This window comes from Pelorhabdus rhamnosifermentans (assembly GCF_018835585.1).
In the GTDB taxonomy this organism is placed as follows: domain Bacteria; phylum Bacillota; class Negativicutes; order UMGS1260; family UMGS1260; genus Pelorhabdus; species Pelorhabdus rhamnosifermentans.
In genome coordinates, this window is sequence record NZ_JAHGVE010000001.1 from 243899 (window position 1) to 259127 (window position 15229).

Annotated in this window: 13 protein-coding genes; all 13 read left to right on the plus strand. The window is 35.0% G+C overall.

Translation table 11 applies throughout. The annotated features are described in order from the left end of the window. Positions 1-12: 12 nt before the first annotated feature. A complete protein-coding gene (locus Ga0466249_RS01230) occupies positions 13-1026 on the plus strand; it encodes an N-acetylneuraminate synthase family protein (RefSeq protein WP_215827616.1) in 1014 nt (337 codons plus the stop codon). A gap of 2 nt (positions 1027-1028) precedes the next feature. Next, positions 1029-1703, plus strand: a complete 675-nt coding sequence (locus Ga0466249_RS01235) for a cytidylyltransferase domain-containing protein (RefSeq protein ID WP_215827617.1) — start codon at positions 1029-1031, stop codon at positions 1701-1703. Continuing rightward, positions 1685-2632, plus strand: coding sequence for a hypothetical protein (locus Ga0466249_RS01240; RefSeq protein ID WP_215827618.1), 948 nt, complete (start codon positions 1685-1687; stop codon positions 2630-2632). Before Ga0466249_RS01235 ends, Ga0466249_RS01240 begins: the two co-directional genes overlap by 19 nt. Further along, positions 2626-3333, plus strand: coding sequence for a WbqC family protein (locus Ga0466249_RS01245; RefSeq protein WP_215827619.1), 708 nt, complete (start codon positions 2626-2628; stop codon positions 3331-3333). The genes Ga0466249_RS01240 and Ga0466249_RS01245 overlap by 7 nt, the downstream gene beginning before the upstream one ends. 2 nt (positions 3334-3335) lie before the next feature. Beyond that, positions 3336-7067, plus strand: a complete 3732-nt coding sequence (locus Ga0466249_RS01250; RefSeq protein ID WP_215827620.1) for an AMP-binding protein — start codon at positions 3336-3338, stop codon at positions 7065-7067. Positions 7068-7089: 22 nt separating this feature from the next. Beyond that, positions 7090-7719 carry a PIG-L deacetylase family protein gene (locus tag Ga0466249_RS01255; RefSeq protein WP_215827621.1) on the plus strand — a complete coding sequence of 210 codons (630 nt, stop codon included), beginning with the start codon at positions 7090-7092 and terminating at the stop codon, positions 7717-7719. 105 nt (positions 7720-7824) lie between these two features. Beyond that, positions 7825-8580, plus strand: coding sequence for a cytidylyltransferase domain-containing protein (locus Ga0466249_RS01260; protein ID WP_215827622.1), 756 nt, complete (start codon positions 7825-7827; stop codon positions 8578-8580). A 5-nt stretch (positions 8581-8585) separates the two neighbouring features. Beyond that, complete coding sequence (locus Ga0466249_RS01265) at positions 8586-9614, plus strand: Gfo/Idh/MocA family protein (protein WP_215827623.1); 1029 nt, start codon at positions 8586-8588, stop codon at positions 9612-9614. Then, complete coding sequence (locus Ga0466249_RS01270) at positions 9602-10846, plus strand: DegT/DnrJ/EryC1/StrS aminotransferase family protein (RefSeq protein WP_215827624.1); 1245 nt, start codon at positions 9602-9604, stop codon at positions 10844-10846. Before Ga0466249_RS01265 ends, Ga0466249_RS01270 begins: the two co-directional genes overlap by 13 nt. Continuing rightward, positions 10843-11823, plus strand: coding sequence for a class I SAM-dependent methyltransferase (locus Ga0466249_RS01275; RefSeq protein ID WP_215827625.1), 981 nt, complete (start codon positions 10843-10845; stop codon positions 11821-11823). Before Ga0466249_RS01270 ends, Ga0466249_RS01275 begins: the two co-directional genes overlap by 4 nt. After that, positions 11823-12890, plus strand: coding sequence for a hypothetical protein (locus tag Ga0466249_RS01280; RefSeq protein ID WP_215827626.1), 1068 nt, complete (start codon positions 11823-11825; stop codon positions 12888-12890). Before Ga0466249_RS01275 ends, Ga0466249_RS01280 begins: the two co-directional genes overlap by 1 nt. A gap of 23 nt (positions 12891-12913) precedes the next feature. Continuing rightward, complete coding sequence (locus Ga0466249_RS01285) at positions 12914-13999, plus strand: 6-hydroxymethylpterin diphosphokinase MptE-like protein (RefSeq protein ID WP_215827627.1); 1086 nt, start codon at positions 12914-12916, stop codon at positions 13997-13999. A gap of 107 nt (positions 14000-14106) precedes the next feature. Then, entirely contained in the window at positions 14107-15195 is a 1089-nt protein-coding gene (gene gmd / locus Ga0466249_RS01290; protein ID WP_215827628.1) for a GDP-mannose 4,6-dehydratase, read from the plus strand. Positions 15196-15229 lie beyond the last annotated feature (34 nt).

Genomic DNA, 15229 nt, shown 5'->3' on the forward strand with positions numbered 1-15229 from the left:
GGAGTGATAGTTATGCTAAACAATTATTTGCAAGCTCGCTGCTATATAATTGCTGAAATTGGCGGTAATTTCACCAACTTTGAACAAGCGCAAAGATTGATTGATGAAGCTGCTGAATGTGGTGTTGACGCAGTCAAGTTGCAAACCTATCGAGCTGAAACCGTTGCAAGCAAATTGGCCCTATTTGATATGGAAAACACCGGAGTAGTTTCACAGTATAACTTATTTAAGACTTATGAGATTGATGAAGAATTACATCATAAAGTTTTTCAATATATTGCATCCAAAAAGTTAGATTGGTTTTCAACTCCTTCTCATACGGATGATGTAGATATGCTGGAAAAGTTTTCAATTTCCGCTTACAAAATTGGCTCGGATGATGCGGTAAATATTCCGCTCTTAAAATACATAGCACATCAGAGCAAACCTGTTTTTTTGGCAACGGGCATGTGCACGATGCAAGAGGTACATGACTCGGTTAATGCAATTTTAGAAGCGGGAAATGAGAAAATTACTCTTTTACATGCTGTTACCAGCTATCCTACTCATCCTGAAAATGTAAATTTGTTGGCTATGCAGGCCATGATGCGTGAATTTCCAGCATTAGCGATTGGCTATTCTGATCATACCTTGGGAACGACTGCTTGTATTTGTGCGGCAGCTATGGGAGCTAAGGTGATTGAAAAGCACTTTACCTATGATAAAAAGGCGCCCGGCCCTGATCACCTGTTATCCGCAGATCCAGTAGAGATGAAGGAAATTGTCAGTAAGGTACGTGAATTTGAGGTGATGAGGGGAAGCGGAATAAAGCGACCGGCTGATAGTGAAAAAAATACTCGTATTAATAATCGTAAGAGTATTGTTATTGTTAATCCAATACGTAAGGGGCAGGTCATTGGTGAACAAGATATTATTGTAAAAAGGCCGGGATACGGGATTGAGCCGAAGTTTTATCATCAGATTGTTGGGCGTACCGCTAATAAAAATTTAGAGGTAGACGATGTATTAATGTGGGGGGATTGTTAGATATGATTGGTGTCATTATCCAGGCACGAATGGGATCAAGTCGTCTACCAGGTAAAATTTTAAAACAAATTGGCAATAAGAAATTACTTGATCATATATTTTACCGATTGAAATTTCTTGAATATCCAGTGACTACGATATTGGCAACGACAATGTCAGTTAGAGACGATATTGTTGCAGAGTACTGTGCTTTAAATGGAATTCATTGTTTTCGCGGTAGTGAAAATAATGTTTTAGAAAGATATTATTTATGTGCAAAACAATATGAATTTCAGCATGTTATTCGTCTTACTGCGGATAATCCCTTTATCGATGTAGAAGAGATTGTGCGGTTGATTAATTTACATTTAAGGAGTCAGGCAGATTATTCACATTCATTTACAGCTTTGCCTGTTGGTGTTGGTAGTGAAATATTCTCATTTGCTGCTTTAAAACGTTGTTATCTTTTGGGAAAGGAACCACATCATGTTGAGCATGTAAATGAATATATCTTAGATCATCCTGATGAGTTTAAGATTGCTCTACTTAATGTAGATAAATCAAAAAATAGACCAGATATTCGATTAACTATCGACACGCCTGAAGATTACAAGAAAGCCTGTTATATTGCAGAACATGGCGGAAGCCAATTGATGACAACTGAAGAGGCGATACGTTTGTGTTTGCAATATGTATAGAATCTTCTCATGCTAGGGGTATGGGGCATTTTTTTCGAGCGTTAAATATCGTCGACTTTTTAAAAGAAAAGAATATACCTTATATTGTATTTGTTAATAATAATGAAACAACCCTAAATATGTTAAAAAATAGATCAATTGCTTTTGAAATTGTAGATTTATACGACTTTACAAGTAAGTGGGAAATTAAGCTGCTTGAGAAATATCCAATTGATATATGGATTAATGATAGACTAGATACTGATGCTCGGCATGTTAGAATGTTAAAATCATATCCGGTTTCTGTCATTACATTTGATGATAGGGGTACAGGAGCAGCATTGTCAGATTTGAATGTTGCTGCTATGACCTTTGAAAATATTGATGAGCTAGCAGGCCGTAAGATATTTACTGGCTTAGAATATTTGATATTGAATAAGCAAATAGATGTATATAAGAGAGTGAGAAAGAAGTGTGAAAAAATAGTAGTAACATTAGGAGGCAGTGATACTTATGGTGTTACTATTAAAGTAATTAATATTTTGAAAAAATATAAAAAAAAGGCGACAATCATATTAGGGCCTTCTTTTATCCATTGGAAATCTTTGGATAACGTATTGGACGATAATTTTGTTGTTAAATTTGCAGTACCATCTCTTATTGAAGAATTGCACAATTATGATATTGCTATTACGGGTGGAGGAGTTACACCTATTGAGGCCAATGCTGCTGGGTTACCTTGTATAATTATTGCCAATGAGATTCACGAAATTCAAATTGCAAAATATTTAGATTCTCTGGGGACATCTATTTTTGCTGGGTACTACCAAAATATGAATGAAAAAATGTTTAATAATGAATTTCAAATTGAAAAAATGAGTGAAAAAGGTCTGTCTTTAATAAAAACAGACGCTTTAGAAAAAATTTATAGGGAAATGATACTATGCTGAACTTATTAAATAAGACAGTAGTTATTCACCAGCCTGATTTTTTATCCTATTTAGGTTTTTTTGATCGATTATTAAAATGTGACTTATATGTAATACTTGATCATGTTCAATATGTCCGAGGAACAAGTCGAAGTTGGATGAATCGCGATAAAATTAAGACTGCTAACGGTGAAAAATGGTTGACACTCGGTGTAGAAAAGGCTCCTGTAGGTACGCCAATAAATCAAATTATGTTAAAAAAGAGTGTAGAATGGCGGGATAATAATTTAAATTTATTGCGAGAAAATTATCGGAAAGCTTGTTTTTTTGCAGAAATTTTTCCATATGTAGAAAAAATGTATGATTTTAAATGTGAAAGAATGATGGACTTTAGTTTGAATGCATTAGAGATATTATTGAGTTTACTCGATATAAAAGTTGAAATGGTATTATCAAGTACTTTAGATCCTCAATATAAAAGTAATGAAATGTTGGTAGATATATTGCAGAAGGTACAGGCAACTATTTATTTATCGGGAGTTGGTGCAAGAGACTATTATGATCCAGAACCTTTTGCTGCAACAAATATTGAAGTTATTTGGCAAGATTTTAAGCATCCCGTTTATCCACAACTTTATGGAGAGTTTATTCCGTATTTGAGTACTATTGATATGCTATTTAATTGTGGAACTGAACAATCACGGAATATAATTAGGAGCTAGTGATGGGAAATCTGCATTGGGAGCGAGGATCATTGTTCAATATAGTAATCAGGCGATTGCCAGACATTCACTTTATCGATACTGAGAAGGATTATACATTAAAATTATCGGAATGTGGAAGAAAAATACGATATTTGAGTGAAGTTATTCAAGTTAAATTTGGTGAGAAAAAGAAAATTGGTCTAGTTTTCCCTTCCGCTCCTGAACTAGTATTACAATGGTTAGCTGTTCTTGATGCTGGAAAAGAACCGTTAATTCTGCAATATCCCACCAAAAAACAGAGTCTTAATTATTGGCAGGGATCAGTATTACATACTATTCAAGAGATTGGTATTGAAGGCATAATTTGTGATAAACAATTAGAAGAGCTAAAGCCTATTTTTGAAGAAAAAACGACTGTGCTATTTTTTGATGGAAATTATGGGGAAGCTGATTCGGTATGCGAAAAAATAGTTAGCGGTTCTGTAATTCAATTGTCCTCTGGTACTACTGGTTATCGTAAGGCAGTAAGGTTTTCTATTCAGCAATTAGAAAAGCATGCTGTTAGATATAACAGCATGTTAAATTTAACTAATGATGATTGTATTGTGTCATGGCTTCCGTTATACCATGATATGGGTTTTATTGCTTGTTTTATTATGCCATTAATTCTTTCTATACCAATTGTTATGATGGATCCTATAACGTGGGTAGAAAATAGAGAATTGCTATTTGCGGCTATTTCTAAATATAATGGTACTATATGCTATATGCCTAATTTTGGATTTGAAGTAATGGCACATGTAAAATGGGGAAAACCATTGTCTACTATGAGGCATTGGATTTCTTGTTCAGAGCCGACGTATTATAAAACTATTGAGAAATTTTGTAAGGTAACAGGAACTGATTCTGGTATTGTTTCTACATGTTATGCTATGGCTGAAAATGTGTTTGCAATTTCAAAGAGTGATGGTTTTAAAATAAAGGAGCATAATGGTAAGCATACCGTAAGTTGTGGTGCTCTAGTTCCAAATACTTTTGTGAAATTTGTTGATGGCGAGATTTATGTCAAAAGCGATACATCTATTTCTTCTTATATGGATGGCGTATCTATTATAGACTCAGATGGATATTATCCGACTGGGGATATGGGGTTTATGGATGAAGGTCAGCTATTTATTGAAGGTCGAAAACATGATGTAATGATTCAGGCTGGGAAAAAATACATGCTAAGTGATTTGGATTTTCTTCTAAATGAAACTGTTCCTGATTGCAGAGGTCGTGGTGCCTGCGTGGCCATTGAGGATTCGAGAATGGGAACACAAACATTGTGTGTGATTTTGGAAAGAGAGAAATTCTTTGATAAAAGTGAATACAATGAAATTTATAAAAAGTTATCAGCGGTATTTCCTCTAGAAAGTTTTGAACTAGAGTTTGTGCCTGAAGAATTTATCACTAAAACATCATCAGGAAAAATAAACCGTAAAAAAACAGCTAATGATGTTATTTTGGCGCGAGAATGGCAGAAAAATGAAAAAGGTGTATCTGGAAAAAATATTAGGAATGAAATAGGACGTTTTTTTTCCTATTTGCCTTATGATCTACCTATAAAAGATGTGCTTGATTCACTTGGGTATGTTCTAATAAATGTTATTGCCGATGAATTTGGTATTAGTATTTCTCAGCAGATGAGTTTAGAAGAGATAATTGAAAAAGTGGACACTTTTTCTACTGATGAAGATGAATGTTTAGAAGAAGAGTGTCTGTATATTGTATCTTTATGGGATTATTGGGGGACTATCTATGAAGGAGATCCCGTTAAAACGGAACAGATTCAAAAAATTTCAGCGGAAATTGGTGTACCAATAAGATTTGAACATATTTGCCTGCCTCCGCGAGCAGAGCTTGTTTTAAATGATCTGATCTTCTCGGACTATTTTTTATGTCGGGACTACGATGATAGATATAAAGACTATTTAGATTGTATTCGCAAAATAAAACGAGCAAGTATTCTTCTTTTTAATGATGCATCAGAATATGGATTTGTAAAAGAACAATGCGTTTTTCCAAAAATGAATAAAAGTTTTAAGCGGAGTTCAAGTGCTGATTATCTTGCTGTTAGGTATCAAAAATATGCATGGCAGCATCATTTGTTGCCAATTGATTTAGTGGGAGCTTCTGAATTTCCAGTAACTAATCGAGATGAAATTTTCAAAAATCTTGTTGAGTATCTTGATATTCCTATATTTAGGGCAGCTTATTCGGGGACATGGCGGGATTATACTACGAATTGGGAATTTAAAGATTTTAATAATCAAAGTAATTATTATAAAGAAAACTTTTTTTCAGCACTTACTGATTTTCTAATCGCTAATAAGAATAAGTGGAAATTAAGAAGTTTTCCAAAATCAGATGCTATTGTCAAATATAATGATGCAATGCATTTTTGTGCATTTTGTATTAATCCTGCGGTCATAGAGAAAGTATTAAAACAATTTAATAGTTTTATAATTCATGGCTGGCCTAATAGCCTTCCTTATTTAACGAAGCGACTTAAAGAAGAAAATAAAGATTTTGTTTTTGTAACAACGCTTGATTCAAAAGATGGATTTGGAAAATTAGAACAGAAATATGAGTGTATTCTTCAGACTGGTCCATGGTTAATTGAGCGATATTGTAAGTCTTTGCTTCCTGTTATTCAGATAGTCGAGAGTAGTAGGACTACTCCTAAAATGGTTAATGTTCCTGCTGAATTAAAAATTGCAGACAGTGAATATTTTTTAGGATCCAAAGAAGAATTACAGATAATGCGTTTGTGTGATGCTAATGTCTTGGTTATGAGTGCAGAATTATTAACTGCTGATACCCATAGTGATATTTCCAGAATGATTGTAGAAAAAATGGGGTATGAATCCTATTTATGGGGAGTTGTTGATCTACATTCTGCATCTGATAATTATACTGAAGTTTTCAAGGCATTGGATATTTTGAGTACGATAACAGAGGATTGTCCGAGGTTGTATGAAAGGGAATTCTTACTTTGTGAAAAGCTTGGTGATCGGGATGGAAGTTTTCAATATCTAAAAAAATATATAGAAGTTGTTGATGATATCTCGCTATCACGCAGAATTCGGCATTACATTATTAATGTCTACGGTAAAGGCGAAAATAGCATTGAATTTTTGAGGGACGTACTACAATTTTTACATATAGAACCTAAAGATTCAAAAATGTTTTTAGTGTTAGCTGCGATCTTTTTTGAATTAGGGTTTTACGAGGAAGTATTGGAAGCTATAAGGAAGTATGAAAGTGTTGTTTTCTCGTCGAGCCAATTAACACAAATAATGGAGCACCATAGGTTATCTATAAATAAAAATATTAATGAGAAATACAAGAGTGCGGAATTTAGCGAAGGTATTTCTGGGACAAGCGAATTTGCTCAGTTGATACAATTAGAAGATGAAATTAGTTATGAAGATTTGAAAAATATAGATACGAAGTCAGAAAAAGATATAGTATTGATGAATTTGTTTGTTAGTATTACAGGATTACAGGCCATGTACCCTTTGAATTCAGAGTTTGTTTATCCTAATAAGGCAAGATGGTATTTTAACAAAGCGGAAATATGTAAAAGGTTAGGGCTACAAGAATGGAGAATTGAGTCATACAGGAAATTTCTTAGTTTTGCAGATGATTTTAGGGATGCAGATAAAATAAGTAAGGTAAATAGTTGGTTAGAGAATATCCAAAATTAAGATGGGTAAGGGGCTATTAGAAATGAATGTTTTAGCTGTAGGAGCACATTTTGATGATATTGAACTTGGATGTGGGGGAGCACTTGCGAAGCATGTGGCGTCTGGAGATAATGTTTGTGCTTATGTGGCAACTTTATCGGGTTTTACTAATCCGCAGCATAAAGTAATACGTTCAAATGAAACAGCTTTTTGTGAAGGACAAAAAGCTATGAAAATATTAGGCGTGGAACTGATATGCGGTGATTTTAAAACGCTTGAATTAGAATTTAATGAGGAACTCAATCAGGAACTTATTAAAATTGTTGAAGAGAAAAAGATTGATAAGGTTTACACACATTGGATGGGGGATATTCATCATGACCATCAAGCTGTGGCTAAATCTTCTATGCATTCTTGCAGACACGTTCCTAATATGTTAATGTACCGCAGTAACTGGTATCATTCAACACTTGATTTTAAAGGAAATTTTTATATTGATATTACTGATTTTTGGGATAAAAAGGAAAAAGCATTGTTGTCACATAGATCAGAATTGCAGCGGACCGCTTACAAATGGATTGATTTTTTTAAGAATGAGGCGGAAAACGCCGGACAAAGAATTGGTGTAAAATATGCGGAATGCTATGAGGTGGTTAAATGGCTGGAAAAGTAGAATGTTACTTAAGGCGGTTATTAGAGGTTTATTGGTTGGGAACGGGAGTAGCTTTGTACTAGATAGCGATTGTGCATTTCATTTTTATGTATTGGAGAAGAAAATATGAAGGTAGTTGGAACAATAGAAGCACGTATGGGGTCTAGTCGTCTACCGGGAAAGACAATGATGACTATTTATAAACAAGTAACTTTGTTGGAATGTGTTGTAACCAGGTTTGAATTGTGTAAAAATGTGGATGAAATTATTGTTGTTACCTCGACTAGTGAACAGGATGATGTGATAGAATCTTGGTGCAGGCAACATAATGTAAACTGTTTTCGTGGATCTGAAGAAGATGTTCTGGACCGGGTAGCGAGTGCACTAATAGAAAATAGTGCTGATGTAGTCGTACAAATGGGAGCGGATTCCGCTTATCTTGATTATGAGTTGCTTGATAAATTAGTCGATGTTTACTATTCGGGCGCTTATGATTATGTGTGCAATGACATAAAACTTACCTATCCGTTAGGAATTTATGGTCATGTAGTAAATGCAGCCAAACTTATTTCTTTGAATGAACGTGGAAATTTGTCACGGGAGGACAGAGAAGATGTGGTGCGTTATATATGGGAACACCCTGCGGAGTATAGTATCCTTAATATTGAAGCAGATGATAGATTACGATATCCGGGATTGCGTTTTACAGTAGATTATCTTGAAGATCTTGAGCAGGCCCGTGAAGTTTACGATTGTTTAGATAAAATTGATTTTACAACGGATGAGTTGATTGAGTTGTATAAATGTAACCCTATGTTGTTTGCGAAAACGAAAAATTTGGTGCAACGTTCGGCTGCTTCTATCAAAAAGGAAGAGATATAGTTATTATGAAAAAATTATCTGTTGCTATTATTGGGGCCGGTCAAATTGCTGGTGGGTATGATCAGCAAAAGATAAATGGCGATCAAGGAATTTATACTCACGCTGGAGCATATATGGCTCATGGTGGTTATGAACTTACTTCTATATGTGATGTGAACCAGGATCAAGCAGCACAATTTCAAAAATATTGGAAGGTTGAGCATAAGGTCACTGATATTGACAAACTTTTGGAGTCATATCATGATGTCGTTAGTGTATGTACGCCTGATGCTACTCACTATGAGCTAGTTAAAAGATTATTATTAAGTCATTGTTGTAAAACTGTATTTGTTGAAAAACCGCTGGCATTAAATTTGCAAGAAATTGCAGAGTTGCTTGAACTGGCCAATGCGAATCAGTGTCATATCGTAGTTGATTTTCAGCGTCAATATGAGATTTATCATAAGCAAATTCGAAGCCAATTAGCCCAGGCGATGGAATCAGTTCTTACTGTTAATGCCTATTATATTAAAGGCTTAGAGCATATTGGTGTGACGATGATTGATACTCTCGTTTTTCTATTTGGGCTGCCAGAGGCAGTTTTAACTTATAATCGTGTATATAATCAGGAGATTCGTGATTACACTTATGAATTTATTTTTTATTATTCACAGTTTAATGTGACTGTAAAGACTGTTGATTCGGAAGCTTATCATTATAATTATCATATTTTTGAAATTGATATGCTACTTACTGATCAAAGAATTGTAATTAATGATAATTCTCGGCAGATATTAGTGAGAACTGTTACTGATTATGCTTATTCGGGTGTGAAGGTCTTAAATGATCGTGAGCCGCTAGTAAATGATACTAAATATCAATATTCCTTAATTGATGCCGTTGATTATATCTCGCAAATTACAAACTCACAACGCAATCATGACGTGAGTACCCCTGTACAATCTTTTAATACGAAGTTGCTTATTGATGCAATAGTTAAGTCTTATATTAATCATCAAAAAGTATGTTTGGAGGAGAAAAAATGGAAAAGATAATAACAAAAGCATTTCCTATGTACAACCCTATTGGTGAGGAAGAAGCTCAGGCAGCAGCAGCTGTAGTCAGGACTGGAATATTATCGGATTTTTTGGGTAAACACAGCGAAAAATTTGGTGGTGGAAAGAATGTTCTTGAACTTGAAAAAAACTGGGCCGAATATCATCATGTCAAACATGCGATTTCTTTTAATTCAGCTACAACGGCATTGTTAGCTGGATTAGGTGCTTTGGAAGTGTGTCCGGGCGATGAAGTTTTGGTTATTGGTTACAGTATGTGTATTTCAGCAACGGCACCCTTGTTTTATGGTGCGATCCCTGTTTTTGTTGATATTGAAGAAGACTATTATTGCATGGATCCTGTCAAAATTGAAGATAAAATTACACCGCGTACAAAGGCAATATTACCTGTTGACTTATTTGGACAATCTTCAGATATGGTGAAGATCAATGCAATTGCGAAAAAGTATAATTTAAAAGTGCTCTCAGATACATCACATGCCCCTGGCTGTCGCTATCATGAGGGATTTGCCGGTACTTTTGCTGATGTAGGGGTTTATAGTTTGAATCAGCACAAAATTATACATTGCGGTGAAGGTGGCATTGCTGTAACTAATGATGATGAGATTGCACTTCGACTTCAATTGATTCGTAATCATGCAGAAGCGGTTGTGGACGATATGGGGTATTATAATTTGACAAATATGGTTGGCGGTAATTATCGTATGACTGAAACAGAAGCTGCCATTGCAATTGAACAGCTTAAAAAGCTGCCTGCTCTTATTGAATCTAGAATTAATTTGGCTAATTATTTGTCAGAGAAACTATCAAAATTAGAATATCTTACGGTTCCTAAGGTGCGTGAAAATGCGGAACACGTTTATTATCTTTATCCTCTGCGTTATGATGAAGACAAGGCGGGACTATGTCGTGAACAATATGTGGAAAACATTAGGAAACTTGGGATTCCTCTGTATCGTTTAGCTGGTGGTTATATTAAACCACTATATTTAGAACCGATTTTTTCTAAAAAGGAACAGTTAAAACATGGTTATCCTTATAGATTATTGAAGGATAATGAGCAACCAAATTATAGCCGTGGCATTTGCCCAGTTACGGAGAAATTTTATGATAAGGAATTTATTGTAACAGCCTATACTTATCCGCCATTAACGAAGTCAGACATGGATGATATTGTTAAAGTTTTCGATAAAGCAGCGACGATGCGATGAATTTAAATTATAATAAAGAATACAACAAAGCTATTCGAGCTTGGCTTCTTAAAAATTATAATTATGCTAAGCTCCTTTCGGAACAGAAACTGATTTCACGGGTTTGTCCAGTGTGCGGCTCGCAACAAAATCATTTTTTTGCTAATAATGGTAGTTTGAATTATGTCCAATGTAATGAATGTTCACTGGCTTTTATGAATCCTGCACCAGCTGGTGATAGCATTAATGAAGGGTTTCAAGGCGATGATGCTATTGTGATGGAATATTTTAATATTATGATGAAGTACAAAACCGCTTTGCCAGAAAAACCCGATCCGCTTATAGATAATAAATTATCTGATATTTATCGTATTAAATCCAGTGGAAGCTTACTTGATGTGGGATGTTCAGTGGGCGATTTTTTGCATAAAGCCAAATATTTTTATGATGTGGAAGGAGTAGAGGTAAATCCCTTTACTGCTGCTGTTGCTGAACAGTTTTTTACTATTCACAAGAATTATTTGTCAGAATTAAAACTGCCTGCTGATCAGTATGATATTGTGACTTTACATCAAATTTTGTATGGAGTACCTAATCCTGTTGGTTTGTTACAAGATATTTATAAGGTATTAAAGATTGCAGGAAAATTATATATTAACACACCCAATTCCGATTCTTTTGCTACTGAGTTTTACAAGGGGCAGGTGAATCATTTATATGGCTATACGACTCAACAGGTCTTTAATCGAAAGTCACTGGAAAGATTAGCTGAACTTACTGGTTTTCGGTTGCTGACTTTTCGTACTGAATGGCTCGATATATATACAACAGATATCCTTGAGTATATGCAGAACCCTCAGTTATTTATTCATAAACGAAACTGCTATGTAGAAAATTATGAGGAAAAGATTGCAGCTGAAGAAGCATTACATAGCCGTTTGAATTATTCACTGGGCAACCGAGGAAATTATTTAGTCGCAGTACTTGAAAAGGTGTAATGATGGCTAAAAAGGTGCTTTTTTTTAGTTGCGAGCCTGGTGGAGCCGAAGTTCTTATTCCTGTCATTCAATTACTACAAAATCACGATGATTATGAAGCTATTGTTTGTGGTTATGGCTACGGAAGCCAACGTTTTCAGAGAGAAGGGATTGTTCATCGCACGATTTGTTCGGTGAAATGTGGAGATTTTTCTCTGCTTGACGAGGTGCGTCCAGACTGTATTATTACGTCAGCTTGTAGCTTGCCTGAGCGGGATATGTCAGAAAAATTTTTATGGTATAATGCGCGAATGCGACATATCCCTACCCTTGCTTTTTTGGATTCTTGGCAAAATTATAGCAAGCGATTTAGTGGGGTGGGGTTGGCAGAACGTTTAGCTTATTTACCTGACTATATTAATTGTATTAATGATATTGGTCAGCGAGAAATGTTAGCAGAAGGTTTTTCAGCAATGCATTTGTTGACTTTTGGCCAGCCTTATCTGTCTAGGGTTGCCGAAACTATTTTCTTGAATGTTTCGAATATTAGACGGACTTATCATTTACCCGAAGATCGTCCTATTTATTTGTTCGTTTCAGAAGCCATAGCAGAGTATTATGGTAATTCCCGTGGCTATACACAGTATTCGGTTTTGAAAGAGTTTCTAAAAAATATTTATTCTTACTCATCAGAGGCTTGTATTTTGGTAAAACTTCACCCTAAGGATAATATTGAACTTTTTGGTGATATTCAAAAAGAGTTTTGTAAACAGGACGTGCGTTTTCTTGCTGAAGATATTCAATCTCAGGAATGTATTGCTGTTTCAAAGATGGTGTTTGGCATGACTTCGATCATGTTGCTGGAAGCTTATATTATGGGGAAAACGGTTGTTTCGTTGCAGCCAAACTTACAGGGGTCCGATTTGTGCGTATTGTCTAAATATAACTATATACCGGTTTTATATACTTCAGTTACTCGAGACTTAACTAAAATTATTCCGATCCATTCTAAGTTATTTCAATACCAATTTTGCAAGAAAAAATTTTTGGCGTTTTTACGAAAACTATTGGATGGTGAAAAATCATAAGTGAGCAAAGTAGTTTAATAACGTTGAAAAATAAAAAAATTATTCTTTTTGGAACAGGTAATGCTAGTAAAATAATTTCACAAGTAATTCCTTTTACTATTGCTTATTATGTAGATAATGATTGTAGTAAGTGGGGAACTGATTTTGAACAGCATTCTATTCAATCTCCTAAAATTTTGTGTGAAGAAGAACCCGATGATTTAGCGATTATTATTGCTAGCACTTATGATATTGATATAGCAAAGCAACTCGAAAATATGGGATTTAAGGAGAATATTCATTTTTGGAATGGTTGTGAAGTCTTTAAAGAACATTTAGGAAGAACTTTATCCACTAAGACTCCTTATGTTGAAAAGATGCTGAAGAAAAATAGTCTTCTAAAAAACAAATATTGCAATCAACCATGTTTTATTATTGGTAATGGGCCATCTGTTGCTAAGCAGAATTTATTATTATTGAAGGATAATATAAAAATTGTTGTCAGTTCTTTTCAGCAACATCCCCAATTAGCTGAACTTCATCCTGAATATTGGGTGATTGCGGATCCGGAATTTTGGAATAAACCAGAAAATGCACTCTATTCTATTTTGTCGGGTATTGAAAGAGAAAATTTTAAAATTTCCTTTTTTATGCAGAGTAAGGGAGTGGAGCGATTAGGTTCATTTATTCAAAGTAATTATTCTAATATAGATTTACATGCTTTTCACTATGATTGGAATAAAACTAATGTTAGTGATATGGATTTATCACTAGATGTTCCACCATGGGGGGAAAATGTTATTGTATGTGCGTTGATGTTGGCATTACATTTAGGATTTAATCGCATTTATCTCATTGGGTGTGACCATGATTGGTGGGGATATACCCGAGAACATTACGAACTGCAATGTGAAGGATACAAACGCTTTTATAATGAAAAGGAGCATGAAACTATGGCTGACAAGTTGTCATTCGATCACGCTGCTAAGAGCATTGAAGTTCAGCGTAACCAATATGAATTGATAAAAGCTTATGGTGATGCTAAAGGGCAACTGATTTATAATGCTACTGAGGGCGGACTTTTAGATATATTTCCTCGAATAAGTTATGAATCGTTATTTAGCAAATAATAGTAGAGAAAAATGAGACACTGGCAGAACGAAATTTTTCTATGTTTTTGGATTAGATTCATATTTTCAATGTAAGCCAGGATATTTTTCTGGAAGGAAGGTGTCACATGACTAGACGTGCATTAATTACGGGAATTACCGGACAAGATGGGGCCTATTTGGCAGAATTTTTGTTGGAAAAGGGTTACGAAGTTCATGGAATAAAAAGAAGAACTTCGCTTTTTAATACAGATCGAATCGACCATTTATACAAAGATCAACATGAAGAACATGTGAATTTTTTTCTCCACTTTGGTGATATGACTGACTCAACAAATTTGATTAGAATCATTCAGCAGGTACAGCCTGATGAAATTTATAATTTAGCGGCACAAAGTCATGTTCAGGTATCATTTGAAATACCAGAATATACAGCAAATGCGGATGGATTAGGTACTCTCAGGATTTTGGAAGCACTTCGTATTCTAGGCTTAGAGGAAAAAACTAAATTTTACCAGGCATCAACAAGTGAATTGTATGGTTTAGTGCAAGAAACGCCGCAAAAAGAAACCACACCCTTTTATCCTCGGAGTCCATATGCCGCAGCCAAACTTTATGGATATTGGATTACTGTTAATTATCGCGAGGCGTATGGGATATATGCATGTAACGGCATTTTATTTAATCATGAGTCACCATTACGCGGTGAAACTTTTGTGACGAGGAAGATTACTCGTGCCGTAGCTAATATCAAATTAGGATTACAAAAAAAATTGTATCTTGGAAATCTAAATGCAAAACGGGACTGGGGTTATGCGAAAGATTATGTAGAGGCAATGTGGCTAATGCTGCAGCAGGACAAGCCGGAAGACTTTGTTATTGCTTCAGGACAGACTCATAAAGTACGTGAATTTGTTGAATTGGCTTTCTGTGAAGCAGGCATTGAAATCGTATGGCACGGAAGCGGTATAGAGGAGAAAGGCGTGGATAGGGCTACTGGTAACGTATTGGTAGAGGTGGATCCGCGCTATTTTCGTCCCACAGAAGTGGAGTTATTACTTGGTGATCCAACAAAAGCGAGAGAAAAGCTTGGTTGGAGGCCTAAAACTACATTTGCTCAATTAGTATCTATGATGGTACAAGAGGATATAAAATCAGCACAACGTGATGTTTTATGTAGGAAAAATGGTTTTGAAGTGCGGCAATATAATGAATAGAATAGTGGATTATTCGTTATATATTTTATATTGT